Genomic DNA, 24,823 nt, shown 5'->3' on the forward strand with positions numbered 1-24,823 from the left:
CTGGTGCGCATGGCGCACCCTACCACCGCCGTAGGGTGCGCTGCGCGCACCAGCGAGATGAGCTCAGTCGATCTGCCGGCGGAACGGCGGCAGGGTGTTGAGGATGGCCTTGCCGTAGCGCTGGGTGACCACCCGGCGATCCAGCAGGCTCACCGTGCCGCTGTCCTGCTCGGTGCGCAGCAGGCGGCCGCAGGCCTGGATCAGGCGCAGCGAGGCGTCGGGCACGGCGATCTCCATGAACGGATTGCCGCCGCGCGCCTCGATCCATTCGGACAGCGCCGCCTCGACCGGATCGTCCGGCACGGCGAAGGGGATCTTGGCGATCACCACGTGCTCGCAGTAGGCGCCAGGCAGGTCGACGCCCTCGGCGAAACTGGCGAGGCCGAACAGCACGCTGGGCTCGCCGTCGTCGACCCGTGCCTTGTGCTTGTTCAGCGTCTCCTGCTTGGACAGGTTGCCCTGGATCAGCACCCGCTTGCGCCAGTCGCGCTCGAGACCGTCGAACACATCCTGCATCTGCTTGCGCGAGGAGAACAGCACCAGGCTGCCGCGCTCGCCCTCGAGCATGGCCGGCAGCTCGCGGATGATCGCCGCGGTGTGCGCGGCGGCGTCGCGCGGGTCGGCCTTGAGGTCGGGCACGTGCAGCAGGCCGGCCTCGGCGTAGCGGAACGGGCTGGGTACCACGGCGGTGGCGGCATTCTTCGGCAGGCCCGAGCGCATGCGGTAGCGGTCGAAGCTGCCCAGCGCGGTGAGGGTGGCCGACGTCACCAGGGCGCCGTAGGCGACGTTCCACAGGTTGCGGCGCAGGGTCTCGGCGGCGAGGATCGGGCTGGCGTTGACCTCGATGTCGTGATAGCTGCCGCTCTCGGCCAAGGTCAGCCAGCGCGCCATCGGCGGGCTGTCCTCGGGGTCCTCGGCAGTGAAGGCGCCCCACAGCTCCCAGTTGCTCTGCGCCCGCGCCAGCAGGCTGCCGAACAGCGGATACCACTCCTCGGCCTGGTAGCTGGTCACCCCGGCGGCGCCGTCGCCGTCCATCGCCTCCTTGAGCATGTCGGCCAGACGGGTGAACACGTCGGTCAGGCGGTTGAAGCCCTTCTTCAGCTCGATGCCCATCTCGCGCAGGTGCTCGGGCACCACGCCGCCGACGAAGCGGTGGCGCGGGCGGTCGCGGCCTTCCATGTCCTCGCCTGGGCGGAACTCGCCGAGCTCCTCGCAGGCGCTGTAGACGAACTGCTGCTGGGTGCGGATCTCGCGCGCCAGCTCCGGCACACCCTCGATCAGGCGGCCGAACTCGCCGGGCAGCGGGTTCTGCGCCAGCAGGCGGGTGAGGTTCTTGGCGATCTGCTCCAGCCAGTCGGCGGTGGAACGCAGCCGGGTGAAGTGGGCGAAGTGGCCGATGGCCTTGTCCGGCAGGTGGTGGCCCTCGTCGAACACGTAGAGGGTCTCGCTCGGCGCCGGCAGGATGGCGCCGCCGCCGAGGGCCAGGTCGGCCAGCACCAGGTCGTGGTTGGTGACGATGACGTCGACCTTGGTCATGCCCTCGCGCGCCTTGTAGAAAGCGCACTGCTGGAAGTTCGGGCAGTGGCGGCCGGTGCACTGGGTGTGGTCGGTGGTCAGCCGCGCCCACTGCGCGTCCTCGATGGCCTCGGGCCAGGCGTCGCGGTCGCCGTCCCAGCGCCCGCCGGCCAGGCGCTCGATCATCTTGTTGAACAGCTTCTGGCTGTCCTCGTCGACGTCGATGCGAAAGCCCTCCTCCTCGAACAGCTGGGCGGTGGCGCCCTGGGCCGCGCCCTCCTGCAGCAGCAGGTCGAGCTTGGACAGGCACAGGTAGCGGCCGCGCCCCTTGGCCAGGGCGAAGCTGAAGCTGAGCCCGCTGTTGCGCGCGAGATCGGGCAGATCCTTGAAGACGATCTGCTCCTGCAGGGCGACGGTGGCGGTGGCGATCACCAGGCGCTTGCCGGCGGCCTTGGCGGCCGGGATCGCGGCCAGGGTGTAGGCCACCGTCTTGCCGGTACCGGTGCCCGCCTCGACCGCCACCACGGCGGGTTCGCCGAGACGCTTGCCCTCGTCGTCGACCGGAATGGCGCCGAGGCCCTTGGCCACTTCGGCGATCATCAGGCGCTGGCCGTAGCGCGGCTTGAGCGTCTTGGCTTCGAGGAAACGCGAATAGGCCCCCTGGATCTGGGACTTGAGTTCGGTGCTGAGCATGGGGGCGCGCTGGATATACGTTCAGTGATCGGGACGGCGGCCATGATAGCGCGTCCGCCGTGCCGACGCAGAGCGGATGTCCGAACGGCTCAGGCTGCGGTGGTTTCCGTGCGGCTCTGCGCACTCTCCACGACGTCGACCGGGACGCCCCCGACAGCCTCCGCGGCATCCGCGACGACCTCTGTCTCGTTGCTGGCGTCCGGCTCACGGGTCGCCTGCTCCAGCCGCTCGTCCGGCACCGCGGGCGCGGGCAAGGCATCCAGGTAGAAGGCGCCGAACAGCAGCAGGAGCAGTCGGTCACGGGTCGGGCTGGCGCTGGCCTTGAGGCGACCATGACACAGGCCGAGCTGCAGCAGGTGCAAACCGAACACGGCGGCGCCGGCCAGGTTGAGCAGCAACGCGAAAGGCGCGGCGAAGGGCGCGATCAGGTTGGCCAGCACGGCCAGCCAGAACGGCAGCGCCAGCAGGCGGCCGAGGGTCGTCAGCAGTTTCATCGTCATCGGGTGTCCGCGATAAATCAGCGCGCACCATAGCGGCAGGCAACGGGGCTGCCAAGGGCGGGCCGACGTGTCGAATGCGCCGAGGGGCCGCCTGGCCCCTCGGCGCGAGGTCGCTCACGCTCAGCGATCGACGTAGATCTCTACCCGGCGGTTCTGCGCGCGGCCTTCCCTAGTGCCGTTGTCCGCCACCGGCTTGCTCTCGCCGAAGCCTTCGGAGGACAGCTTGTCGGCCGGCACGCCCTTGCTGATCAGGTAGTCGACCACGCTGGCAGCGCGGCGCTGGGACAGGCCCTGGTTGTAGGCGTCGGTACCGGTGCTGTCGGTGTGACCGTCGACCTTGATCGCCACCACGTCGGCGCCCTTGAGCTTGTCGACCACGGTGTCGAGGGTGTCCATGGCGGCGGGGGTCAGCTTGGCGGAGTCGAAGGCGAACAGCACCTCGCCCAGGTCGCTGAGCACGATGACCTCGTCCTTGGGCGGCTCGGGAGCGGGCGCCGGTTCGGCGTACTGCTTGATCGGGCAACCGTTGTGCTGCACCGGCGTGCCGGCCGGGGTGCCCTGGCAGCGGTCGCGCCGGTCGAACACCCCGTCGCCGTCCTCGTCGCCATCCTGCGCATAGCACAGCAGGCCGCCGATGACGGCGCCGGCCGCAGCGCCGCCCGCGGCCGCCGTGGAGCTTTCCGTGGCGCCGACGCCACCACCGACCAAACCGCCGATCAGACTGCACCAAGGCCAATTCTTCTGGTTGAGCGGAGCATCACCGGTACTGCTGGTGGACGCACAACCAGCCAGAAAACTACTGACCAGAAGAAGGGGTAACGCTGCTTTCGAGAATGAGTTTCCCATCTTGCCTTTCTCCTTTGTATCGGCCTTGAAATACCGATTAGCAGCAAGTAAAGACGGGGCGTCACATCTCCGCCAGCTGGCGTCGGGCGCGCCGTTGCGGCTAGGCTAGCCGCCTTATTTTTGACAGGCCCGCCCCACCATGACCCTTTCCTCATGCCCCTGCGGAAGCACCCTCGCCCTGGCCGAATGCTGCGGTCGCTACCACGCCGGCGCCGTACCGGAAACCGCCGAGGCGCTGATGCGCTCGCGCTACAGCGCCTACGTGCTCGGCCTGATCGACTATCTGCTGGCCACCACCCTGCCCGCCCAGCAGGCAGGACTGGATCGCGCGGCGATGGCGGCGTGGAGTGCGCAGAGCCAGTGGCTGGGGCTGACGGTGGAGGAGCACCGGCCGCAGGGCGGCACGCCGGAACGCGCGCAGGTGACCTTCGTGGCGCGCTGGCAGGATGCGGGCGGCGAACACGCCCACCGCGAATGCTCGGATTTCGTCCGGTTGAACGGGCGCTGGTACTTCATCGACCCGACCGTGACGCTCAAGGCCGGGCGCAACGACCCCTGTCCGTGCGGAAGCGGGCAGAAATTCAAGAAGTGCTGCGCGGCACTGCTCTGAGCGCCGGCGCCGCGCAGCGGCGGACCGTCAGTCCAGCAGCCTGAGGTGCGAGGTGTCCGGCGGCGGCCCCGCCGGTGCGGCCTTGGCCTGGCCCATGTCGCTGCCCAGCGGAGCCACGCTGAACTGGCTCAGATCCACTGCCGGGGCGGACGCGGCGGGACTGGCGTCCTGCAGGTCGACGCCGACCGGCGCCAGGCCGAAATCCGGCGCGCTGACGTCGCGGAAGGCCGCCATGTACTCATCGCGCGGCGCCACCCTGAGCGCGGGAAACTCCCCCGCGGGACTCGCCGGCGCCGCGACAGCCGGCCGGACCGCCGCATCCGGGGCAGGAGTGGCAACGGCAGCCGGCGCCGGGGCCGTCTGGAGCTGGCCGACCGGACAGACCTCCACCCGGGCGCCGGCACGCTCGAGGGTCAGGCGGTACTTTTCCGCGCTCTCGGCGTCCAGGTTGCTCTTGATCACGATGCGCCGGCCGGAGAACAGCGCGGCGATGCGCTGCGGATCGGCCTGAAACAGCCGCGCCAGATTGGCCTTGACCTGCGCCACCTCGGCGCCCGGCATCAGTTCGCCGGCGAAGGCCACTTCAAGAAGATTGCTCAACCGTCACACTCCTGTCCTTTTTCCTGCGCACTATGGCGCTGGTTTTTTTACTGCAACATTACCGCAACAACCCATTGCAGACCGTTCGTCGCTTGTTACACTCGGGCCATCCAGCGGAGTCATGGCATGTCATTCCCGGCACACACAACAAGAATTCTCAGCCTTCTCATGCTCCTCCTGGCCGGTTCCAGCCTGAGCGGCTGCGCCACCTGGCTGGGCGGAGGTTTCCAGGATCCCGACGTGCAACTGGTCAAGGTCGAGGTGATCCGCGCGCGCCTGCTCGAGCAGGAGTTCAAGCTGCGCTTTCGCGTCGACAACCCCAACGACGTCAGTCTGCCTGTGCGCGGCCTCGATTACACCGTATTCCTCAACGATGTGAAGCTGGCAAGCGGCGAATCCGCCACCTGGTTCACCGTTCCGGCCAATGGCCGCGAGGAATTCACCGTACCGGTCAACACCAACCTCTGGCGACACATGAAATACATCGTCAAACTGTTGGAGAAGCCCGACAAGCCGATCCAGTACCGCCTGGAAGGCGAGGTGAAGACCGGGCTGATGTTCGGCCGCCGCATCAAGCTCAAGCGCAACGGCCAGATTGTTCCCGGCGAATACATTCCGGAGTGATTGATGAATCAGCAAGCCCACGTTCATGGCCCCGACTGCAACCACGACCATGATCATGACCACCACGAGCCCCACGTCCACGGCCCGCACTGCAACCACGGCCACCACGAGCCGGTGCGCAACCCGCTGAAGGACATCGGCCGCAACGATCCCTGCCCGTGCGGCAGCAACAAGAAGTACAAGAAGTGCCACGGCGCCTGAGCCACTCATGAGTGCCCTGTCCATCGGGCTGTTGCTGGCCGGCCTGCTCGTGGTGCTGGTGCTGGGCGGCTACGCCCTGCACCTGTGGCGCCGCGTGTGGGCCCAGCAGAAGGCCTATGCCGCCGCCGAAAGCGAGCGCCAGCAGCGTCTCCACGGCGACCTGCGCATCCTCGCCGGCAGCCTGCTCGACGAGCAGTTGCCGCTGATCGAGGGCGCCATCCGCATCAAGGTACTGCTCGACAACTACGACATCGCCCTCAGCAGCGACGAGCACTGCCGGGTGTTCCACCAGTTGTTCGACGCCACCTCCGGCATCCCCACCCATGCGGCCTGGAAGCAGCTTTCCAGCGCCGAGCGACGTGCGCACGAGCGCCACTTCAGCGAGCTGGAGCTGCAGCACAAGGCCGCCGCCCGCAAGGGCGCCCGCTGGCTGCTCGACGAGGGACTGCAGCAGCCACTGGCCAAGGCCGGCTGAGCGCCCCGCCCCGCGCCCGTCAGCTCTTGTCAGGCGCGGGCGCGCCCCCTAACGTAGCGCCTTTTTCCGGCATGGCCCGCGTCGCCGTGCTGAACTGGTCCTGCCTGCCCGTCACCGGAGCTCCGCCATGTCGTCGCGTTCGTATCGTCCCCTCGCCCTGCTGGCAGGCGCCGCCGCCCTGACTTCGCTGGTCAGCCTGAGCGGCTGCCAGACCTGGCTGGACAGCCGCTACCAGGGCAGCCTGCCGCCGGCCTCCGGGGTGCAGCCGCTCAAGGGCCTGGCCGAACCGGTGTCGGTGCGGCGCAACGCGATGGGCATGCCGCTGATCGAGAGCCGCACCTTCCATGACGCGCTGTTCGCCATGGGCTACGTGCACGCCAGCGATCGCATCAGCCAGATGGTCGGCCTGCGCCTGATGGCCCAGGGCCGCCTGGCGGAGATGACCGGTCCCGGCGTACTGGAGATCGACCGCTTCATGCGCGCGGTCAACCTGCGACAGAGCGCCGACATCGCCTGGAAGAACGCCTCGCCGCGCATGCGCCAGTTCTTCGAGGTGTACGCCCGGGGCGTCAACGCCTGGCTGTTCCGCCACCGCGACAACCTGCCGATGGATCTGGCCGCCTCCGGCTACCGCCCGGAGTACTGGAAGCCCGAAGACTCGGCGCTGCTGTTCTGCCTGCTCAACTTCGCCCTGTCGGTCAACCTGCAGGAGGAGATCGCCAGCCTGGGCCTGGCGCAGAAGGTCGGCGCCGACAAGCTGGCCTGGCTGCTGCCGACCTACCCGGACGAACCGCTGCCGTTCGACGAGGCCGACAAGCTCAAGGGCCTCCGCCTCGGCGGACAGCTGCCGGGCCTCGCCGCGCTGGCTGGCGCCAGCGACCAGCTGGCCAGCCTCGGACTGCACGGCATCGCCGCCTCCAACAACTGGGCGATCGCCCCGCAACGCAGCCGCAGCGGCAAGACCCTGCTGGCCAACGACCCGCACCTGCCGCTGGCCCAGCCCTCGCTGTGGAGCTTCGTGCACATCCGCGCGCCCCGCTACCAGGCCGCCGGGGTCTCGGTGGCCGGCATCCCGGCGGTGGTCGCCGGCTTCAACGGCAAGCTGGCCTGGGGCATGACCATGGTCATGGGCGATACCCAGGACCTGTTCCTCGAGCAGGTGCGCCGCCAGGGCAATCGCTTGGAATACCTTGCCGATGGTCGCTGGCAGCCGCTGCGCGAGCGTCAGGAGACCTTCTTCATCAAGGGCCAGCGCCCGCTGCGCGAGACCATCTACGAGACCCGCAATGGCCCGCTGCTCAACAGCGTGCTCGGCGAGCGCAAGGACCCGCGCCAGCCGATCGCCCTGACCAGCGGCTACGGCCTGGCGCTGAAGAGCGGCCTGTTCGAGGGCGACCAGACCCTGGACGCCTTCTTCGACCTGTCGCGCGCGCAGTCGGTCGAGGAAGCCCACGAGCCGGTGCGCAACATCCGCGCCCTCGGCTTCAACCTGCTCTACGCCGACGCCGGGCACATCGCCTGGCAGGTCACCGGCCGCTACCCCAACCGCAAGGGCGGCCGCGGCCTGCTGCCCTCACCCGGCTGGGACAGCCAGTACGGCTGGGACGGCTACGCCGACCCCATGCTGCACCCCTACGACCAGGATCCGCCACAGGGCTGGCTGGGCACCGCCAACCAGCGCACCGTGCCGGGCGGCTATGGCGTGCAGCTGTCCAACTCCTGGTACTACCCGGAGCGCGCCGAGCGCATCGCCGAGCTGGCCGGCGCCGGCAACCGCCACGACGCGCGCAGCATGATCGCCATGCAGTACGACCAGCAGACGCCGTTCGCCGCCAAGCTCAAGGCGATGTTCCAGGATCCGGGCATGGCCCAGCCGCTGCGCCAGGCCATCGACGCCCTGCCGGCCGGCGAACGCGACAAGGCGCGCGAGGCCCTCGAGCGCCTGCTGGCCTTCGACGGCCGCCTGAGCGCACAGTCGGCGGATGCCGCTCTGTACTCCATGTTCCTCCAGGAGAGCGCGCGGCAGACCTTCCTCGACGAGCTCGGCCCGGAAGACAGCCCGGCCTGGCAGGGTCTGGTGGAGATCGCCAAGCTGAGCTACTCGGCGCAGGCCGACCACCTGCTCGGCCGCCAGGACAGTCCGTTCTGGGACGACGTGCGCACCCCCCAGGCCGAGGACAAGCCAGCGATTCTCGCCCGCAGCCTGGCCGGCTCGGTGACCCGTCTGGAGAGCGAACTGGGCAGCAGTCGCAGCGCCTGGCAATGGGGCAAGCTGCACCGTTACCAGTGGAACAGCGACGCCACCCGCATGGCCCCGTACATGGGCGCCAGCCAGCGGACCAGCCTGGCGACCATCAAGGACTACCTGGACCGCGGCCCCTACCCGGCCGGCGGCGACCACAGCACCCTCAACGTCTCCGCCTGGCTGTGGGGCAAGGACTTCGACACCTGGCTGGTACCGTCCATGCGCATGGTGGTCGACTTCGGCCAGGAGGAGCCGCTTCAGGCGGTCAACAGCTCCGGCCAGTCCGGCAATCCGGCCAGCCCGCACTACGCCGACGGCATCGACGCCTGGCTCAAGGGACGCTACACGCCCCTGCCGCTGCAGAGCCACAACCTCAACCGCGCCTACGGCGGCAAGCGCCTGCTGCTGACGCCGGGGCGCTGAACACTGGGGCGCATGGCGCACCCTGCGGCAACCACCCGTAGGGCGCCCTGCGCACCCGAGAACCTAACGGCCGAAGCCCGTGGGGCGCACGGCGCAAGCGTCGTAACCCTCCCGGCGCCGCAGGGTGCGCAGCGCGGCTAGGCTGTAGGAGTGTTCCATCCGCGCCGGAGGTCAGCGCATGCCCAGCGAGCGCCAGTCCTGCCTCGACCGCTACCGCCACAACCTGCAGGGCGAGACCGATAGTGCCGCGCTCTACCGCGCCCTCGCCGAGTGCGAGAGCCGTCCCGAGCTGGGCGAGCTGTACCGGCGCCTGGCGGGCATCGAGGAGCGCCATATCCGCTTCTGGCAGCAGCAGTTCCGCCAGCTCGGCGTCAGCCCGCCCGAGCTGCGCCCCGCCTGGCGCACCCGCCTGCTGATCCGCATCGCCCGCCTGCTCGGCCCGGACTGGGTGGTCGGCGCCGCCGCCTCGCTGGAACAGATCGACCGCTGCCAGTACGACGAACAACCGGAAGCCTGCAATACCGGCATGCCCGGCCAGGAACGTTCGCACGCGCGCCTGCTCGGCGAGCTGGCGCGCGGCCGGCGCAACACCTGGAACGGCCGCCTGTTCGCCAGCCTGGAGGGTCGCCACGGCGCCGGCGGCGGCAACGCCCTGCGCGCCGCGGTGCTCGGTGCCAACGACGGCCTGGTGTCCAACTTCAGCCTGGTGATGGGCATGGCCGGCGCCGCCTTTTCCGCCGACACCCTGCTGCTCACCGGCCTGGCCGGCCTGCTCGCCGGCGCCTGTTCGATGGCCCTCGGCGAATGGCTGTCGGTGCAGAACGCCCGCGAGCTGTACGAGCAGCAGATCGCCACCGAACGCGACGAACTGGAAGCGGTGCCCGACGAGGAGGTCGAGGAGCTGGTGCTGATCTACCGCGCCAAGGGCCTGGACGAGGCGCGGGCGCGCAGCATGGCCGAGAGCATCATGGCCGACAAGGAGCATGCGCTGGATACCCTGGTGCGCGAGGAGCTGGGCATCGACCCCAACGATCTCGGCGGCTCGGCGTGGCTGGCGGCGCTCACCTCCTTCGTGGTGTTCAGCCTCGGCGCGCTGATCCCGGTGCTGCCGTTCCTGCTGCTCGACGGCCAGGCCGCGGTGCTCGCCTGCGCGCTGTTCAGCACCGCCGGGCTGTTCCTGATCGGCGCCCTGGTCACCCTGTTCACCGGCCGCGGCCTGCTCGCCTCCGGCCTGCGCCAGGTGGCCTTCGGCCTCGGTGCGGCGGCGATCACCTATGGGCTCGGGCACTGGCTGGGCATCGGCCTGACCGCTTGAGTTCGCGGCTCAGCGCAGTTGCCCGAGTGGCTGGAACATGCGCCGGTACTGGCTGGGACCGAGACCGGTGCGGCGGCGGAACAGGCGGCGGAAGAACGAGGCATCCTCGTAGCCGACCGCCAGGCTGATCGCCTCCACCGCCAGCTCGCCCTCCTCCAGCAGGCGCTTGGCCTGTTCGATGCGGATGTCCTGCAGGCGCTCGATCGGCGCCACCCCGGTGGCCGCCTTGAAGCGCCGCTTGAGGCTGCGCTCGGGAATGCCGGCGTGAGCCACCGCCTGCGCCAGCGCGTCGGCGGCGGCGTAGTGCGCTTCCAGCCAGTCCTCGCAGGCACGCACCCGGCCGTCGGCGTGCGGGCTGCGCCGCACCAGCGCGGCGAACGGCAGCTGGCCCTCGGCGTGCCACTTGAGCAGGTAGACCTTGGCGATGCGCAGCGCCTCGGCCGGCCCGGCGTGACGGGCGATGATGTGCAGGGCCAGGTCGTGCCAGGAGGTACTGCCGCCGGCGGTGACGATGCGCCCGGCCGGATCGGCGAAGGCCAGGTTGGGCTCGGCCTGGAACTGCACGCGCGGGTACTGGCGGCGGAACAGTTCCTGGTAGCCCCAGTGCGAGGTGGCCGCGCAGCCGTCGAGCAGGCCGCTCTCGGCCAGCAGGATCGAGCCGGAGCACGCCGAGTACAGGCAGGCGCCGGCCTGGAAGCGCTCGCGCAGCCAGTCCATCAGACCCGGATAACGCCCGGCCAGCGACTCCTGCGGCCCCAGCCAGATCTCCGGGACGATCACGATGTCCGCCTCCGGCCGCTCGTCCAGCGCCAGCGCCGGGCACACCGGGATGCCGTTGCCGCAGGTGAAGGGCTCGCGCCCGGGCGCCAGGATGCGCACGCGAAAGCGCGGCGTGGCCGGCGCCGCGCCGGTCAGCTCCTGCCACAGGCTGCCGGCGGACGCCAGCACGTCGACCATGCCGTACAGCGCGGAGCCGGCGGTTTCCGGCAGGGCGACGATGAGTACCTCGAGCGGCTGCGCTGCCGACATGGACGCACCTCGCGAAAGTGGCAAGAACGAACCGTTTTCGACCTGAATCCCGCTTATTGGCCGTCCCGTCAAGCCCTAACTTGGACTCCAGAGCGACGACATCCCGCCGCCGCCCCAAGAGGTAGACGACCATGAACAGCCAGGCCACCGCCACCCAGGCAACCCGCACCGTCAACGGCGTCGACGTCGGCGCCCTGTTCGATACCATAGCCGCCGTCAAGCAGGATCCGGGTCTGGCCGAGTTCCAGTTTCGCGCCAGCAACCGCTGGATCGACGGCGGCCTCAACCGCTCGACCATCCAGGGCTTCCACGGCTGCCGCCAGGAAGACAGCACGCGCAACCAGCCCTTCGTGCTGGACGCCGACGAGCCGCCGGTGCTGCTCGGCCAGGACCGCGGCGCCAACCCGGTGGAGTACGTGCTGCACGCCCTGGCCGCCTGCCTGACCACCACCATGGTCTATCACGCCGCCGCCCGCGGCATCGAGATCCGCGGCGTGCAGTCCAGTCTGGAAGGCGACCTGGACCTGCGTGGCTTCCTCGGCCTCGACCCGAGCGTGCGCAAGGGCTACCGCTGCGTGCGGGTGCGCATGCAGGTCGACTCCGACGCCGCACCGAGCACCCTGCGCGAACTGGCGCAGTACTCGCCGGTGTTCGACATCGTGTCCAACTCGCTGCCGGTGGAGGTGGTGGTCGAGACCCGCCACACCTGAGCCACCCGCGCCGACCGGCAGCACGCCAGGCGGCGCACCACTGGCTAGGCTTTCCCTGACGCGCCGTTTCCTGCGGCGCGTCGGGAGACCTCATGAAAGAAGCTGCCCCCCGACCGGGCGACGACGAACGCCTGGCCCTGCTGCGCCGCCACGCCGAGCCGCTGCCGCCTGTTGAGAGTGACGCGTTCGCCGCGCTGTTCGACCGCTACGCCGACGCCCGGGTGGTGCTGATCGGCGAGGCCAGCCACGGCACCAGCGAGTTCTACCGCTGCCGCGCAGCCATCACCCGCCGGCTGATCGAAAGGCACGGCTTCACCGTAGTCGCCGTCGAGGCCGACTGGCCGGATGCCGCGCAGATCGACCGCCAGGTCCGCCAGCAGGAACCGCCCACCTGGACCCGCCAGGCCTTCCAGCGCTTTCCCACCTGGATGTGGCGCAACCGCGAGGTCCTCGAGTTCTGCAGCTGGCTGACGCAACACAACGCGGCACTGCCCATGGCGCGCCGGGTGGAGTTCCGCGGCCTGGACGTGTACAGCCTGGGCGCCTCGATCAGCGCCGTGCTCGACTATCTGGAGCGCACCGACGCCGCGGCGGCGCAGGCGGCGCGCCAGCGCTACGGCTGCCTGAAGCCCTGGGAGAACGCGCCGGCGCTGTACGGGCGCAACGTCCTGCACGGCCAGCAGTCCTGCGAGGAAGCGGTGGTCGCGCAGCTGCGCGCCCTGCTCGAGCAGCGCCTCGCCCACCTGGCCGGCGACGGCGAGGCATTCTTCGACGCCACGCAGAACGCCCGCGTGGTGCAGGCCGCCGAGCAGTACTACCGGGCCATGTACCACGGCTCGATCGTCTCGTGGAACCTGCGCGACCAGCACATGTTCGACACCCTGCAGCGCCTGCTGGAGCACCGCGGGCCGGCGGCGAAAGCGGTGGTCTGGGCGCACAACTCGCACATCGGCAACGCCAGCGCCACCGCCATGGGCTGGGCCGGCGAGTTCAACATCGGCGAGCTGTGCCGCAACGCCTGGGGCCGCGCGGCGGTGCTGATCGGCATGGGTACCGACCGTGGCACGGTGGCGGCCGCCGACGACTGGGACGCGCCGATGCACGTGCAGCAGGTGCGCGCCTCGCGCCAAGACAGCTGGGAGCAGGTGTTCCTCCAGGTCGGCCTGCCCGCCTCGCTCACCGACTGGCGTGACGGCGACGCCCGACGTAGCGACAGCCGCAGCGAGCTGCGCGCCGCCCTCGCCGACACCCGCCTGGAGCGCGCCATCGGGGTGATCTACCGGCCGGAGAGCGAGCGGCAGAGCCACTACTTCGAGGCGGTGCTGGCCGAGCAGTTCGACGCCTGGATCTGGCTGGAAGAAACCTGCGCGGTCACCCCGCTGGATGACAGCACGCCGTGCAGCGGCGAGGAAGACACCTATCCTTTCGGAGAGTAGGGGGAAACGGCGCGGCTTCCTCCTGCCGTGCCGGGTCGCGTGCTCGCCCGAGCCTCCCACCCCCTGCGACCGCCGCGCCAAGGAATCGCCATGTCGAACGATGCTTCCCAGGCCTGGGCCGGCCCGCTGCTCACCGTACTGATCCGCGGCGGACTGGTCGTCGTGCTGACGCTGTTCTGCTTCCGTGTCACCCGCCCCTTCCTCGATTTGCTGCTGTGGTCGCTGATCCTCTCGGTCACCCTCTACCCGCTGCACTGCCGCCTGCTGGCGGCGATGGGCAACCGCGACGGCCGCACCGCCACCCTGCTGGTGGCGCTGTGCATCGCCGTGCTGCTGATCCCGGTCTACCTGCTCGGCGCCTCGCTGGCCGAGTCGGTGCAGAGCACCGTGCTGGCGCTGAAGAACGGCGCCATCCACATTCCGCCGCCGGACGCCTCGGTGGCCAGCTGGCCGCTGGTCGGCGAGCGCCTGTATGCCGTGTGGCAACAGGCGGCGGTCAACCTGGCCGGCGTGGTCGAGCAACTGATACCCAAAGTCAGGGAGCATGCCCTGAGCATCCTGGGCGCACTCGCCGGGATGGGTGCGGCCTTCCTGATCTTCATCGGCTCGCTGATCATCGCCGGGATCATCATGGCCTTCGGCCGCGAGGGCCATCGGAGCGCCCGGCGCATCGCGGGGCGCATCGTCAGCAACCAGCAGGGCGACCGGGTGGTCAGCCTGTGTACCGCCACCATCCGCGCCGTCGCCCTCGGGGTGATCGGCATCGCCTTCATCCAGATGCTGCTGATCGGCGTGGCCTTCGTGATGATGGGCATTCCCGGGGCCGGCCTGCTGGCCCTGGCGATCCTCCTGCTGGGCATCATGCAGGTGCCGGTGACCATCCTCACCGTGCCGGTGATCGCCTTCGTCATCGTCACCCAAGGCGCCAACCTGGAAACCATCGTGTTCGCCGCCTGGACCCTGGTCGCCGGCCTGTCCGACAACGTGCTCAAGCCGCTGCTGCTGGCCCGCGGGCTGGAGGTGCCGATGCCGGTGGTGCTGATCGGCGCCCTCGGCGGCATGGTCGACAGCGGGGTGATCGGCCTGTTCGTCGGTCCGGTGATCCTCGCCGTCGCCTACCGGCTGTTCTGGGAATGGGTGGACAACCCGGGCTACCGCGAGGCGCTGGCCGAACCGCGGGCATGAAAAAGCCGGGCACCAGGCCCGGCTTCTCGGTACGCGGCGCAGGCCTCAGGCCTTGGGCAGGGTCACCCCGGTCTGCCCCTGGTACTTGCCGCCACGGTCCTTGTAGGACACTTCGCATTCCTCGTCGGACTGCAGGAACAGCATCTGCGCCACGCCCTCGTTGGCGTAGATCTTCGCCGGCAGGGTGGTGGTGTTGGAGAACTCCAGGGTCACGTGGCCTTCCCACTCGGGCTCGAGCGGGGTGACGTTGACGATGATGCCGCAGCGCGCGTAGGTGCTCTTGCCCAGGCAGATGGTCAGCACGTCGCGCGGGATACGGAAGTACTCGACGGTGCGCGCCAGGGCGAAGGAGTTCGGCGGGATGATGCAGACGTCGCCCTTGACGTCGACAAAGCTCTTCTCGTCGAAGTTCTTCGGATCGACGGTGGCCGAGTGGATGTTGGTGAACACCTTGAACTCGTCGGCACAACGCACATCGTAGCCGTAGCTGGACACCCCGTAGGAAATCACCCGCTCGGAGTCGGCACCGCGCACCTGACGCTCGACGAAGGGCTCGATCATGCCGTGCTCGAGGGCCATGCGGCGAATCCACTTGTCCGATTTGATGCTCATGCGATTGTCCTGACTGGAGGTGAAACGGGGGCAGATGGGGCGAAACGGGCGCACATCTTACCGGTACGCCGATCCCCGGCAAAGGCCCGGCCGGCGCGTGGGCGGGGAGCCCGCGTAGGGTGCGCCGTGCGCACCATGAAAACCGCGATAGTCAGCGTGTAGGGTGGAAGACTCGCGCAGCGATCTTCCACCACTGACGGTGGACAAGGCTGCGCCGTTGTCCACCCTACGATCCATCAGTCCTCGCTGATGCTGATGCTCGGCATCGCCGGCGCGGCCTGGCGGAGCAGACGCGCGCCGACCTTGCGCGCCAGCTGCTGGTAGAGCAGCGCCAGCGGGCCGTCCGGCTCGGCGACCACGGTCGGCCTGCCGCCGTCGGCCTGTTCGCGGATGGCCATGGCCAGCGGCAGCGAGGCCAGCACCTCGACGCCGTACTGCGCCGCCAGCTTCTCGCCACCGCCCTCGCCGAACAGATGCTCGACGTGCCCGCAGTTGGAGCAGACGTGCATCGCCATGTTCTCCACCACGCCGAGCACCGGGATGTTGACCTTGGCGAACATCTCCACGCCCTTCCTGGCATCCAGCAGGGCCAGGTCCTGCGGGGTGGTGACGATCAGCGCGCCGGCCACCGGCACCTTCTGCGCCAGGGTCAGCTGGATGTCGCCGGTGCCCGGCGGCATGTCGACCACCAGGTAGTCGAGGTTGTCCCAGGCGCTCTGGGTGATCAGCTGCAGCAGCGCGCCGGAGGCCATCGGCCCGCGCCAGACCATCGGCGTGCGCTCGTCGGCGAGGAAGGCCATCGACATCACCTGCACGCCGTGCGCCTCGAGCGGCACGAACCACTGGCCGTCCTTCACCTGCGGGCGGGTGCCGTCCGGGATGCCGAGCATCAGGCCCTGGCTGGGGCCGTAGATGTCGGCGTCGAGGATGCCGACCCGCGCGCCCTCGCGGGCCAGCGCCAACGCCAGGTTGGCGGCGGTGGTCGACTTGCCGACGCCGCCCTTGCCGGAGGCCACGGCGATCACGTTCTTCACCCCGGCCAGCGCCTGGGTCTGCGCCGGCACCTGGTGGGCGGGGATCACGCAGTCGACCTGCACCGAGGCATCGGTCACGCCGGCGAGGTTCTCCAGGCCGGACTTGAGCAGCTCGGCCCAGCCGGCCTTGAACAGCCCGGCGGCGTAGCCCAGCTCCAGACGCACGCGCACGCGGCCGCCATCGATGGCGAGGTCGCGCAGGCAGCCGGCGCTGACCGGGTCCTGATCGAGATGCGGATCAAGGTACTGACGCAGGACCGCCTCGACGGCGGCGCGGGTGACGGCACTCATGGGTGACTCCCGGAAAATGGTTGAGCGAAACAGGTGGCTATCCTACCCGCAGGGTGCGCCATGCGCACCAACCGGCCACTCGTGGGCTGCTGGTGCGCATGGCGCACCCTACACGTCCCTCGCGGCATTACCGCGGAGGCAAAGCGCACCCGGCCGCCAACCCCCACGGATGAAAAAAACCGCCCGGGCCTATATAGTTCCCGCCTTTCCCTGTTTCGCCAGTGCAGCCGATCATCATGTCCGAGCCCCGCCAGATTCTCGTTACCAGCGCCCTGCCCTACGCCAACGGCTCCATCCACCTGGGCCACATGCTCGAGTACATCCAGACCGACATCTGGGTGCGCTTCCAGAAGCAGCGCGGCAACCAGTGCGTCTACGTCTGCGCCGACGACGCCCACGGCTCGGCGATCATGCTGCGCGCCGAGAAGGAAGGCATCACCCCGCAGCAGCTGATCGACGGCGTGCAGGCCGAGCACAGCGCCGACTTCGCCGACTTCCTGGTCAACTTCGACAACTTCCACTCGACCCACTCCGAGGAAAACCGCGAGCTGGCCGAGCTGATCTACACCCGCCTGCGCGACGCCGGGCACATCGCCACCCGTTCGGTGACCCAGTACTTCGACCCCGAGAAGGGCATGTTCCTCGCCGACCGCTTCATCAAGGGCACCTGCCCGAAGTGCGCCGCCGAGGACCAGTACGGCGACAACTGCGAGAAGTGCGGCGCCACCTACGAGCCGACCGAGCTGAAGGACCCGCGCTCGGCGATCTCCGGCGCCACCCCGGTGCTCAGGGACTCCAAGCACTTCTTCTTCAAGCTCCCCGACTTCGAGGCCATGCTCAAGCAGTGGACCCGCGGCGGCGCCCTGCAGGACGCGGTGGCCAACAAGATCGCCGAGTGGCTGGACGGCGGCCTGCAGGAGTGGGACATCTCCCGCGACGCGCCCTACTTCGGCTTCGAGATCCCCGACGAGCCGGGCAAGTACTTCTACGTCTGGCTGGACGCGCCGATCGGCTACATGGCCAGCTTCAAGAACCTCTGCGCGCGCCGTCCGGAGCTGGACTTCGACGCCTTCTGGCAGCAGGACTCCAAGGCCGAGCTGTACCACTTCATCGGCAAGGACATCGTCAACTTCCACACCCTGTTCTGGCCGGCGATGCTCGAAGGCGCGGGCTTCCGCAAGCCGACCGCGGTCAACGTGCACGGCTACCTGACCGTCAACGGCCAGAAGATGTCCAAGTCGCGCGGCACCTTCATCAAGGCGCGCACCTACCTCGACCACCTGAACCCCGAATACCTGCGCTACTACTACGCCAGCAAGCTGTCGCGCGGCGTGGACGATCTGGACCTCAACCTCGAGGACTTCGTGCAGAAGGTCAACTCGGACCTGGTCGGCAAGGTGGTCAACATCGCCAGCCGCTGCGCCGGCTTCATCCACAAGGGCAATGGCGGGGTGATGGTCGACGCCAACCCCGAGCCGCAGCTGTGGGACGCCTTCCAGGCCGCCGCGCCGAGCATCGCCGAGGCCTACGAGCAGCGCGACTTCGGCCGCGCCATGCGCGAGATCATGGCCCTGGCCGACCGCGCCAACGCCTGGATCGCCGACAAGGCGCCGTGGGCGCTGAACAAGGTCGAGGGCAAGCAGGCCGAGGTGCAGGAAATCTGCGCCTTCGGCGTCAACCTGTTCCGCCAGCTGGTGATCTTCCTCAAGCCGGTGCTGCCGAACCTGGCCGCCGCCGCCGAGGGCTTCCTCAACGTCGCCCCGCTGACCTGGCAGGACCACGCACTGCGCCTGGCCAACCACCCGCTGAACCCGTTCACCCCGCTGATGACCCGTATCGAACCCGCGAAGATTGACGCCATGATCGAAGCCTCCAAGGAAGACCTCGCCGCACAAAGCACCGAAGCCGCCGCCCCCGCAGGCAACGGCGAACTGGTCAAGGAGCCGCTGGCCCCCGAGATCAACTTCGACGCCTTCGCCGCCGTGGATCTGCGTATCGCGCTGATCGAGAAGTGCGAGTTCGTCGAGGGCGCCGACAAGCTGCTGCGCCTGACCCTGGACATCGGCGACGCCAAACGCAACGTGTTCTCCGGCATCAAGAGCGCCTACCCGGACCCGAGCAAGCTGGAAGGCCGCCTGACCCTGTACGTCGCCAACCTGGCGCCGCGTAAGATGAAGTTCGGCCTGTCCGAGGGCATGGTGCTGGCCGCCGGCCCGGGCGGCGAGGAGATCTTCCTGCTCAGCCCGGACGCGGGCGCCAAGCCGGGCCAGCGCGTGCACTGAGCCTCCGCCTGCATGACCCAGCCCCCGCCGCGTGCGGGGGCTGGCGTTTGCGGGCACGCTTCACCGACTTTTCCCGCCGCCGCGGTTAACCTTGGCGGCCTCGTTTTCTGAACCACGCACGGACGCATGAAGAAATCCAACGTTGTATTCACCAGCGTGCTCACCGGCGGCGTGCTGATGGCCATGCTGCACCACGACGCCGTCTACCGGGACGTCTACGCCAGTCGCGAGAACTGCCAGGCCGACTGGAACAGCGCCCCCTACCACTGCGACTCGAGCGGTGCCGGCGGCGGCAGCTCGATCTACTCGGCCAGCAGGGGCCGCCACCGCGGCCCGACCTACGAGGACGGCTCGCGCCCGCGCACCGCCCGCCAGGATCTGGTGGTGGCGCGCGAGCTGGTCAAGCGCAGCGGCTTCGGCAGCTCCGGCGCGCGCTTCTCGGGGGGCGGCTGATGCAGCGCCGCAGCTTCACCCCGCGCCCACACTGGCGCACCCAGTGCGAGCAGCTCGGCTTCACCTTCCACAGCATCGACGGCACCTACTGGGACGAGTCGGCCGCCTACGAGTTCACCCTGGAGCAGATCGAGACGCTGGAAAGCGCCAGCGAGGACCTGCACCAGCGCTGCCTGGAGGCGGTGGACTGGATCGTCCGCCATCAGCACTTCGCGCCCTTCGCCCTGCCGCCGCGCGCCCGCGAGCTGATCGTCGACTCCTGGCGGCGCCAGGAGCCCAGCCTGTACGGGCGCTTCGACTTCTCCTGGGACGGCAGCGGCGCGCCGAAACTGCTCGAGTACAACGCCGACACGCCGACCGGCCTGCTGGAAGCCAGCGTGGTGCAGTGGTTCTGGCTGCAAGCCGTGCTGCCCGACGCCGACCAGTTCAACTCGCTGCACGAGCGACTGATCGACCGCTGGCGGGCGCTCGATCCCGGCGGCCCGCTGCACTTCGCCGCCCTCGCCGGTCACGAGGAGGACACCGGCAACGCCCTGTACCTGCTCGACACCGCGCACCAGGCGGGGCTGGCCACCGACTACCTGGCCATCGAGCGCATCGGCTTCGATGCCACGCGGCGCAGCTTCGTCGACGAGGACGACCGGCCGATCCGCCACTGTTTCAAGCTCTACCCCTGGGAATGGCTGCTGGAGGACGAATTCGCCGGCCATGTGGCGGAAAGCGGCATCCGCTTCCTCGAGCCGGCCTGGAAGCTGCTGCTGTCGTGCAAGGCGCTGCTGCCGATCCTCTGGCGGCTGTTCCCCAGGCACCCCAACCTGCTGCCGGCCAGCTTCGCCGACGAGCTGCCGCTGCCCAAGGTGCGCAAGCCGCTGTATTCGCGCGAGGGCGAGAACATCCGCATCGTCAGCGCCGACGGCGCTATCGCCAGCGACGGCCCGCACGCGCAGGCCCCGCACATCTGGCAGGCCTGCGCGCCGCTGCCGAACTTCGCCGGCAACTACCCGGTGCTGGGCTGCTGGATGGTCGGCGAACGTGCCGCGGGCCTGGGCATCCGCGAGGATGGCGGGCCGATCACCCGCGACAGCAGCCGCTTCGTGCCGCACTACTTCCGCAACGCCTGAGCCATCGACTTCAAGGAGATCCCGTCGTGGACCTGCTGCAAACCCTGCCCAGCTTCCTCGCCTACTTCGCCACCGCGCTGGCCCTGTTCGGCCTGTTCGCCAGCCTGTACATCCGCCTGACGCCCTACGCCGAGCTGGAGCTGATCCGCGCCGGCAACCTGGCCGCCGCCGTCGCCCTGATCGGCGCGCTGCTCGGCTTCGCCCTGCCGCTGGCCAGCAGCATCGCCCACAGCACCAGCCTGCTCGACATGCTGGTCTGGGGCGCCGTCGCCATGCTGGTGCAGGCGCTGGTCTACCTGGGCGTCGCCCGCCTGCTGCCCGAACTGCGCCAGGGGATCAGCGGCAACTGCCTGGCCCACGGCCTGTTCCTCGGCGGCAGCGCGCTGTGCGCCGGCCTGCTCAACGCCGCCTGCATGGTCTACTGAGCCGCGCCGCCGGCTGCCCCCGGCGGCCGGCGCGTCTGGCCCGAGCCTGCGACACGAACGCTCGCGACAACCCGCCGCAGCCCTCGGTCCACGGCCGGCAGGCCGCGCAAATAGCCAGATTCACAGTATTTATTCCAAAAAGAGCTTAAAAACTCCGCGTCCACTCTGCTTGTACGCTATAAGCGCCTCCACGATAATAAGCGCCCCCTATTTCATCGACGGCGTGAGCCCGCTTCTGCCATGACCGAATTCGCCCTCATCCTGGTCAGCGCCATTCTGGTCAACAACTTCGTGTTGGTGCAGTTCCTTGGCCTCTGCCCGTTCATGGGGGTTTCGAAGAAGATCGAAACCGCCATCGGCCTGTCGCTGGCCACCACCTTCGTGCTGACCCTGGCCGCCATGTGCAGCTACCTGGTCCACCAGTACGTGCTCAAGCCGCTGGATCTCGAGTTCCTCAGGACCATCAGCTTCATCCTGGTGATCGCCGTGGTGGTGCAGTTCACCGAGATGGTGGTGAACAAGACCAGCCCGGTGCTGTACCGGGTACTCGGCATATTCCTGCCGCTGATCACCACCAACTGCATCGTCCTCGGCGTGGCCCTGCTCAACGCCAACAAGGCCGAGTTCACCTTCTTCACCGCCACCGCCAACGGTTTCGCCGCCGGCCTCGGCTTCTCCTTGGTACTGGTGCTGTTCGCCGCCATGCGCGAGCGCATCGCCATCGCCGACGTGCCCAAGCCGTTCCGCGGCGCGGCCATCGGCCTGGTCACCGCCGGCCTGATGTCGCTGGCGTTCATGGGCTTCACCGGATTGATCAAGCTATGAGTCTGGTCCTCAGTGCCGTCATCGCCCTGGCCGCGATCTGCCTGATCGCCGGCGCCATCCTCGGCTACGCCGCGGTGCGCTTCCGCGTCGAGGGCGACCCCATCGTCGAGCAGATCAACGCCCTGCTGCCGCAGACCCAGTGCGGCCAGTGCGGCTACCCGGGCTGCAAGCCCTACGCCGAGGCGATCGCCAACGGCGACAAGATCAACAAGTGCCCGCCGGGCGGCCAGACCACCGTGCAGGCGCTGGCCGACCTGCTCGACGTCGAGGCCGAGCCGCTGGACGCCGCCGGCGGCGAGAAGCCGCGCATGGTCGCCTACATCCGCGAGGCCGAGTGCATCGGCTGCACCAAGTGCCTGCAGGCCTGCCCGGTGGACGCCATCGTCGGCGCGGCGCGGCAGATGCACACGGTGATCGTCGACGAGTGCACCGGCTGCGATCTGTGCGTGGAGCCCTGCCCGGTGGACTGCATCGACATGATCGAGATCGGCACCAGCGTGCAGAACTGGAAGTGGGAGCGCCCGCTCCCGCCCGGCCAATTGATCGCCACCGACCGGGAGCAGGCCGCATGACCGTTCGCGCCAAGATCTGGGACATCCACGGCGGCATCCATCCGCCGGAGCGCAAGGAGCTGTCCAACCGCACGCCGATCCAGCCGGCACCGCTGCCCAGGCAGCTGATCCTGCCGCTGAGCCAGCACATCGGCGCTCCGGCCGAGCCCTGCGTGGCGGTCGGCGAGCGCGTGCTCAAGGGCCAGCTGATCGCCACCGGCCCCACCTTCGTCAGCGCGGCCGTGCATGCACCGACCTCCGGCACCGTGACCTTCATCGGCCCGCAGCCCTATCCGCACGCCTCCGGCATGCTCGCCCCGGCCATCGTCATCGACACCGACGGTCTCGACCAGTGGTGCGAACTTGCGCCCTGCGCCGACTTCCGTGCCCTCGAGCCCGCAGCGCTGCTGGCGAAGATCCGCGACGCCGGCATCAACGGCCTGGGCGGCGCCGGCTTCCCCACCGCGGTCAAGCTCACCGCCAGGCCGCAGCAGAAGATCCACACCCTGGTGATCAACGGCACCGAGTGCGAGCCATACATCACCGCCGACGATCTGCTGATGCGCGAGAAGGCTGCCGAACTGGTGGTCGGCATCGACATCCTGGTCCAGCTGATCCAGCCGGACGAGGTGCTGATCGGCATCGAGGACAACAAGCCCGAGGCCATCGCCGCGGTGCGCGCCGCGCTCAGCGAGCGCAGCTATCAGGTACGGGTGTTCCCCACCAAGTACCCGTCCGGTGGCGAGAAGCAGCTGATCCAGATCCTCACCGGCCGCGAGGTGCCCTCCGGCGGCCTGCCGGCGGACATCGGCATCCTCTGCCAGAACGTCGGCACCGCCGTGGCCATCCACGATGCCGTGGTGCTCGGCCGGCCGCTGATCTCGCGGGTCACCACCCTGACCGGCGAGGCGCTGGCCAGGCCGATGAACGTCGAGGCGCTGATCGGCACCCCGGTCAGCGAGCTGCTGGCCTTCGCCGGCCTCGACCAGACCAGGCTGGAGCGCCTGATCATGGGCGGGCCGATGATGGGCTTCACCCTGCCCACGCTCGACGTGCCGCTGATCAAGACCACCAACTGCCTGCTGGCACCGACCCGCCAGGAGCTGCCGCCGCCGCCGCCGGCGATGCCGTGCATCCGCTGCGGCGAATGTGCCCTGGCCTGCCCGGCCAGCCTGCTGCCGCAGCAGCTGCACTTCTTCGCCCTCGGCCAGGAGCACGAGCAGCTCAAGGCGCACAACCTGTTCGACTGCATCGAGTGCGGTGCCTGCGCCTACGTCTGCCCGTCGAGCATCCCGCTGGTGCAGTACTACCGGGTCGCCAAGGCGGAAATCCGCGAACTGGAGCAGAAGCAGCAGAAGGCCGAGCACTCCAAGCAGCGCTTCGAGCTGCGCCAGGAGCGCCTGCGCCGCGAGGAAGAACGCAAGGAAGAGGAACGCCGCGCCCGCGCCGAGAAGGCCGCACGCGCCAAGGCGGCGCAGGCCGAAGCCGCCGCCGCCCCGGTCGCGAGCGCCGCACCGGCGGTGAACGAGGAACTCAAGCGCCTGAAGATCGAGGCCAGCATGGCCCAGGTGGCGCTGAAGAAGGCCGAGAAGCAGCTGGCCCAGCACGACACCCCCGAACTGCACGCCCAGGTCGCCGAGCTGCGCAGCGCACTGGAAACCGCACAGAAGGCCCTCGCCGAAGCCCAGGCCGCCGCCCCGGCCGCAGCGCCAGCCCCCGCCGCCAAGCCGGCCGGCGACGAAGCGCTGAAGAAGGCCAAGATCGAGGCCGCCATGCTCAAGGCGCAGATCCGCAAGCTGGAGAAGGTCGAGGCGCCAGACGACGCCCAACAGGCCGAGCTGGCCAAGCTGCGCGAGCAGCTCGCCGCCGCCGACCAGGCCCTGGCCGCCGCCGAAAGCAGCGCCGCCGCACCCGCCGCCAAGCCGGCCGGCGACGAGGCGCTGAAGAAGGCCAAGATCGAGGCCGCCATGCTCAAGGCGCAGATCCGCAAGCTGGAGAAGGTCGAGGCGCCGAGCGACGAACAGCAGGCCGAGCTGGCCAGGCTGCGCGAGCAGCTCGCCGCCGCCGACCAGGCCCTGGCCGCCGCCGAAAGCAGCGCCGCCGCACCCGCCGCCAAGCCGGCCGGCGACGAGGCGCTGAAGAAGGCCAAGATCGAGGCCGCCATGCTCAAGGCGCAGATCCGCAAGCTGGAGAAGGTCGAGGCGCCAGACGACGCCCAACAGGCCGAGCTGGCCAGGCTGCGCGAGCAGCTCGCCGCCGCCGACCAGGCCCTGGCCGCCCTGGAGCAGCCGGCCGCCTCGGCGCCGGCCGAATCTGCAGCACCGGCCAAGGCCGAGATCGACCCGCTGAAGAAGGCCAAGGTCGAACTGGCGATGAAGCGCGCCGAACTGAAGAAGGCCGAGAAGGCCGGCGCCGACGAGGCCGAGCTGGCGAAGTTGCGCGAGGCCCTGGCGGGCGCCGAGCAGGCCCTGCACGCCGCCGAGGACGCTTCCAGCAAGCCGGCGCCGGAGCTGGTGCGCACCGACAAGCGCCCCATCGACGAGACCACCCGTGCGCTGAAGACCGAAGTGGCCTTCGCCCGCGCCGACCTGCGCAAGCTGGAGCGTGACGAGAACGCCGACCCGGCGGCGCTGGACGCCGCCCGCGCGCGCCTGGCCGAGGCTGAAGGCAAGCTGGCTGAGCAGCAGAGCACATGACCGTAGGGTGGGTTAGGCCAAAGGCCGTGACCCACCACCCGGCCGCAAGGTCGGCCAGGATGTGCCGGCTCTTGCCGGCATTGGTGGGTCACGCCGCAGGCGGCTGACCCACCCTACGCAACCCAG

23 protein-coding genes are annotated in these 24,823 nt (G+C 69.4%); 16 read left to right on the top strand and 7 right to left on the bottom strand.

Translation table 11 applies throughout. The features are described from left to right. Window positions 1-63: 63 nt before the first annotated feature. The 3 genes from dinG to BLT78_RS11175 form a co-directional block, all read right to left on the bottom strand. The gene (gene dinG, locus BLT78_RS11165) at window positions 64-2,208 is read right to left on the bottom strand and encodes an ATP-dependent DNA helicase DinG (RefSeq protein WP_090349046.1); all 2,145 of its coding nucleotides are present in this window, start codon (window positions 2,206-2,208) and stop codon (window positions 64-66) included. 89 nt (window positions 2,209-2,297) lie between these two features. Next, window positions 2,298-2,708 carry a DUF1145 domain-containing protein gene (locus BLT78_RS21870; RefSeq protein WP_331715123.1) on the bottom strand — a complete coding sequence of 137 codons (411 nt, stop codon included), beginning with the start codon at window positions 2,706-2,708 and terminating at the stop codon, window positions 2,298-2,300. 120 nt (window positions 2,709-2,828) lie between these two features. Next, window positions 2,829-3,554 carry an OmpA family protein gene (locus BLT78_RS11175; RefSeq protein ID WP_090349048.1) on the bottom strand — a complete coding sequence of 242 codons (726 nt, stop codon included), beginning with the start codon at window positions 3,552-3,554 and terminating at the stop codon, window positions 2,829-2,831. Window positions 3,555-3,693: 139 nt separating this feature from the next. Here BLT78_RS11175 and BLT78_RS11180 point away from each other — a divergent pair, with 139 nt between their 5' ends. Then, window positions 3,694-4,164, top strand: a complete 471-nt coding sequence (locus BLT78_RS11180; protein WP_090349049.1) for a YchJ family protein — start codon at window positions 3,694-3,696, stop codon at window positions 4,162-4,164. Window positions 4,165-4,191: 27 nt separating this feature from the next. On the opposite strand, the gene BLT78_RS11185 is transcribed toward BLT78_RS11180, so the two are convergent. Then, entirely contained in the window at window positions 4,192-4,725 is a 534-nt protein-coding gene (locus BLT78_RS11185) for a hypothetical protein (RefSeq protein ID WP_090352262.1), read from the bottom strand. 165 nt (window positions 4,726-4,890) lie between these two features. Here BLT78_RS11185 and BLT78_RS11190 point away from each other — a divergent pair, with 165 nt between their 5' ends. The 5 genes from BLT78_RS11190 to BLT78_RS11210 all read left to right on the top strand — a co-directional run bounded on the left by BLT78_RS11190 (window position 4,891) and on the right by BLT78_RS11210 (window position 10,047). Continuing rightward, on the top strand, window positions 4,891-5,388 hold the full coding sequence (locus BLT78_RS11190; RefSeq protein WP_090349050.1) for an LEA type 2 family protein: 498 nt from the start codon (window positions 4,891-4,893) through the stop codon (window positions 5,386-5,388). A gap of 3 nt (window positions 5,389-5,391) precedes the next feature. Further along, window positions 5,392-5,589: an SEC-C metal-binding domain-containing protein gene (locus BLT78_RS11195; protein WP_090349051.1), complete on the top strand. Its 198-nt coding sequence runs from the start codon at window positions 5,392-5,394 to the stop codon at window positions 5,587-5,589. A 7-nt stretch (window positions 5,590-5,596) separates the two neighbouring features. After that, window positions 5,597-6,064 carry a DUF2489 domain-containing protein gene (locus BLT78_RS11200; RefSeq protein WP_090349052.1) on the top strand — a complete coding sequence of 156 codons (468 nt, stop codon included), beginning with the start codon at window positions 5,597-5,599 and terminating at the stop codon, window positions 6,062-6,064. Between the two features lie 127 nt (window positions 6,065-6,191). Continuing rightward, window positions 6,192-8,732, top strand: coding sequence for a penicillin acylase family protein (locus tag BLT78_RS11205; RefSeq protein WP_090349053.1), 2,541 nt, complete (start codon window positions 6,192-6,194; stop codon window positions 8,730-8,732). 178 nt (window positions 8,733-8,910) lie between these two features. Then, window positions 8,911-10,047: a VIT1/CCC1 transporter family protein gene (locus BLT78_RS11210; RefSeq protein ID WP_090349054.1), complete on the top strand. Its 1,137-nt coding sequence runs from the start codon at window positions 8,911-8,913 to the stop codon at window positions 10,045-10,047. A 9-nt stretch (window positions 10,048-10,056) separates the two neighbouring features. Here the strand turns inward: BLT78_RS11210 and BLT78_RS11215 are convergent, their stop codons facing one another. Then, window positions 10,057-11,076, bottom strand: a complete 1,020-nt coding sequence (locus BLT78_RS11215; RefSeq protein WP_090349055.1) for a GlxA family transcriptional regulator — start codon at window positions 11,074-11,076, stop codon at window positions 10,057-10,059. A gap of 131 nt (window positions 11,077-11,207) precedes the next feature. Here BLT78_RS11215 and BLT78_RS11220 point away from each other — a divergent pair, with 131 nt between their 5' ends. From BLT78_RS11220 to BLT78_RS11230, 3 genes are all read left to right on the top strand, one after another. Then, window positions 11,208-11,786, top strand: a complete 579-nt coding sequence (locus BLT78_RS11220; RefSeq protein ID WP_090349056.1) for an OsmC family protein — start codon at window positions 11,208-11,210, stop codon at window positions 11,784-11,786. Window positions 11,787-11,878: 92 nt separating this feature from the next. Continuing rightward, the gene (locus tag BLT78_RS11225; protein WP_172830784.1) at window positions 11,879-13,222 is read left to right on the top strand and encodes an erythromycin esterase family protein; all 1,344 of its coding nucleotides are present in this window, start codon (window positions 11,879-11,881) and stop codon (window positions 13,220-13,222) included. Between the two features lie 90 nt (window positions 13,223-13,312). Continuing rightward, on the top strand, window positions 13,313-14,407 hold the full coding sequence (locus BLT78_RS11230; protein ID WP_172830785.1) for an AI-2E family transporter: 1,095 nt from the start codon (window positions 13,313-13,315) through the stop codon (window positions 14,405-14,407). Window positions 14,408-14,452: 45 nt separating this feature from the next. On the opposite strand, the gene dcd is transcribed toward BLT78_RS11230, so the two are convergent. Together dcd and apbC are read right to left on the bottom strand one after the other, a co-directional pair. Further along, window positions 14,453-15,019, bottom strand: a complete 567-nt coding sequence (gene dcd, locus BLT78_RS11235; RefSeq protein WP_090349057.1) for a dCTP deaminase — start codon at window positions 15,017-15,019, stop codon at window positions 14,453-14,455. A 236-nt stretch (window positions 15,020-15,255) separates the two neighbouring features. Continuing rightward, on the bottom strand, window positions 15,256-16,344 hold the full coding sequence (gene apbC, locus BLT78_RS11240; protein ID WP_090349058.1) for an iron-sulfur cluster carrier protein ApbC: 1,089 nt from the start codon (window positions 16,342-16,344) through the stop codon (window positions 15,256-15,258). A 236-nt stretch (window positions 16,345-16,580) separates the two neighbouring features. Here apbC and metG point away from each other — a divergent pair, with 236 nt between their 5' ends. From metG to rsxC, 7 genes are all read left to right on the top strand, one after another. Beyond that, window positions 16,581-18,626, top strand: a complete 2,046-nt coding sequence (gene metG / locus BLT78_RS11245) for a methionine--tRNA ligase (protein WP_090352267.1) — start codon at window positions 16,581-16,583, stop codon at window positions 18,624-18,626. Between the two features lie 126 nt (window positions 18,627-18,752). Continuing rightward, window positions 18,753-19,079 carry a hypothetical protein gene (locus BLT78_RS11250; protein WP_090349059.1) on the top strand — a complete coding sequence of 109 codons (327 nt, stop codon included), beginning with the start codon at window positions 18,753-18,755 and terminating at the stop codon, window positions 19,077-19,079. Continuing rightward, window positions 19,079-20,200, top strand: a complete 1,122-nt coding sequence (locus BLT78_RS11255; RefSeq protein WP_090349060.1) for a glutathionylspermidine synthase family protein — start codon at window positions 19,079-19,081, stop codon at window positions 20,198-20,200. Before BLT78_RS11250 ends, BLT78_RS11255 begins: the two co-directional genes overlap by 1 nt. A 26-nt stretch (window positions 20,201-20,226) precedes the next feature. After that, window positions 20,227-20,625, top strand: a complete 399-nt coding sequence (locus BLT78_RS11260) for a DUF350 domain-containing protein (protein ID WP_090349061.1) — start codon at window positions 20,227-20,229, stop codon at window positions 20,623-20,625. A 240-nt stretch (window positions 20,626-20,865) separates the two neighbouring features. Further along, window positions 20,866-21,450: an electron transport complex subunit RsxA gene (gene rsxA, locus BLT78_RS11265; protein ID WP_090349062.1), complete on the top strand. Its 585-nt coding sequence runs from the start codon at window positions 20,866-20,868 to the stop codon at window positions 21,448-21,450. Beyond that, entirely contained in the window at window positions 21,447-22,022 is a 576-nt protein-coding gene (gene rsxB, locus BLT78_RS11270; protein ID WP_090349063.1) for an electron transport complex subunit RsxB, read from the top strand. The genes rsxA and rsxB overlap by 4 nt, the downstream gene beginning before the upstream one ends. Continuing rightward, on the top strand, window positions 22,019-24,697 hold the full coding sequence (gene rsxC / locus BLT78_RS11275; RefSeq protein ID WP_090349064.1) for an electron transport complex subunit RsxC: 2,679 nt from the start codon (window positions 22,019-22,021) through the stop codon (window positions 24,695-24,697). Before rsxB ends, rsxC begins: the two co-directional genes overlap by 4 nt. Window positions 24,698-24,823: the final 126 nt, after the last annotated feature.

The sequence above is a fragment of the Pseudomonas oryzae genome (genome assembly GCF_900104805.1).
Lineage (GTDB): Bacteria > Pseudomonadota > Gammaproteobacteria > Pseudomonadales > Pseudomonadaceae > Geopseudomonas > Geopseudomonas oryzae.

Bases quoted from the DNA above. Each gene is read 5' to 3' on its own strand.
- dinG (WP_090349046.1), bottom strand. From the start codon at position 2,208: ATGCTCAGCACCGAACTCAAGTCCCAGATCCAGGGGGCCTATTCGCGT.
- BLT78_RS21870 (WP_331715123.1), bottom strand. From the start codon at position 2,708: ATGACGATGAAACTGCTGACGACCCTCGGCCGCCTGCTGGCGCTGCCG.
- BLT78_RS11175 (WP_090349048.1), bottom strand. From the start codon at position 3,554: ATGGGAAACTCATTCTCGAAAGCAGCGTTACCCCTTCTTCTGGTCAGT.
- BLT78_RS11180 (WP_090349049.1), top strand. From the start codon at position 3,694: ATGACCCTTTCCTCATGCCCCTGCGGAAGCACCCTCGCCCTGGCCGAA.
- BLT78_RS11185 (WP_090352262.1), bottom strand. From the start codon at position 4,725: ATGCCGGGCGCCGAGGTGGCGCAGGTCAAGGCCAATCTGGCGCGGCTG.
- BLT78_RS11190 (WP_090349050.1), top strand. From the start codon at position 4,891: ATGTCATTCCCGGCACACACAACAAGAATTCTCAGCCTTCTCATGCTC.
- BLT78_RS11195 (WP_090349051.1), top strand. From the start codon at position 5,392: ATGAATCAGCAAGCCCACGTTCATGGCCCCGACTGCAACCACGACCAT.
- BLT78_RS11200 (WP_090349052.1), top strand. From the start codon at position 5,597: ATGAGTGCCCTGTCCATCGGGCTGTTGCTGGCCGGCCTGCTCGTGGTG.
- BLT78_RS11205 (WP_090349053.1), top strand. From the start codon at position 6,192: ATGTCGTCGCGTTCGTATCGTCCCCTCGCCCTGCTGGCAGGCGCCGCC.
- BLT78_RS11210 (WP_090349054.1), top strand. From the start codon at position 8,911: ATGCCCAGCGAGCGCCAGTCCTGCCTCGACCGCTACCGCCACAACCTG.
- BLT78_RS11215 (WP_090349055.1), bottom strand. From the start codon at position 11,076: ATGTCGGCAGCGCAGCCGCTCGAGGTACTCATCGTCGCCCTGCCGGAA.
- BLT78_RS11220 (WP_090349056.1), top strand. From the start codon at position 11,208: ATGAACAGCCAGGCCACCGCCACCCAGGCAACCCGCACCGTCAACGGC.
- BLT78_RS11225 (WP_172830784.1), top strand. From the start codon at position 11,879: ATGAAAGAAGCTGCCCCCCGACCGGGCGACGACGAACGCCTGGCCCTG.
- BLT78_RS11230 (WP_172830785.1), top strand. From the start codon at position 13,313: ATGTCGAACGATGCTTCCCAGGCCTGGGCCGGCCCGCTGCTCACCGTA.
- dcd (WP_090349057.1), bottom strand. From the start codon at position 15,019: ATGAGCATCAAATCGGACAAGTGGATTCGCCGCATGGCCCTCGAGCAC.
- apbC (WP_090349058.1), bottom strand. From the start codon at position 16,344: ATGAGTGCCGTCACCCGCGCCGCCGTCGAGGCGGTCCTGCGTCAGTAC.
- metG (WP_090352267.1), top strand. From the start codon at position 16,581: ATGTCCGAGCCCCGCCAGATTCTCGTTACCAGCGCCCTGCCCTACGCC.
- BLT78_RS11250 (WP_090349059.1), top strand. From the start codon at position 18,753: ATGAAGAAATCCAACGTTGTATTCACCAGCGTGCTCACCGGCGGCGTG.
- BLT78_RS11255 (WP_090349060.1), top strand. From the start codon at position 19,079: ATGCAGCGCCGCAGCTTCACCCCGCGCCCACACTGGCGCACCCAGTGC.
- rsxA (WP_090349062.1), top strand. From the start codon at position 20,866: ATGACCGAATTCGCCCTCATCCTGGTCAGCGCCATTCTGGTCAACAAC.
- rsxB (WP_090349063.1), top strand. From the start codon at position 21,447: ATGAGTCTGGTCCTCAGTGCCGTCATCGCCCTGGCCGCGATCTGCCTG.
- rsxC (WP_090349064.1), top strand. From the start codon at position 22,019: ATGACCGTTCGCGCCAAGATCTGGGACATCCACGGCGGCATCCATCCG.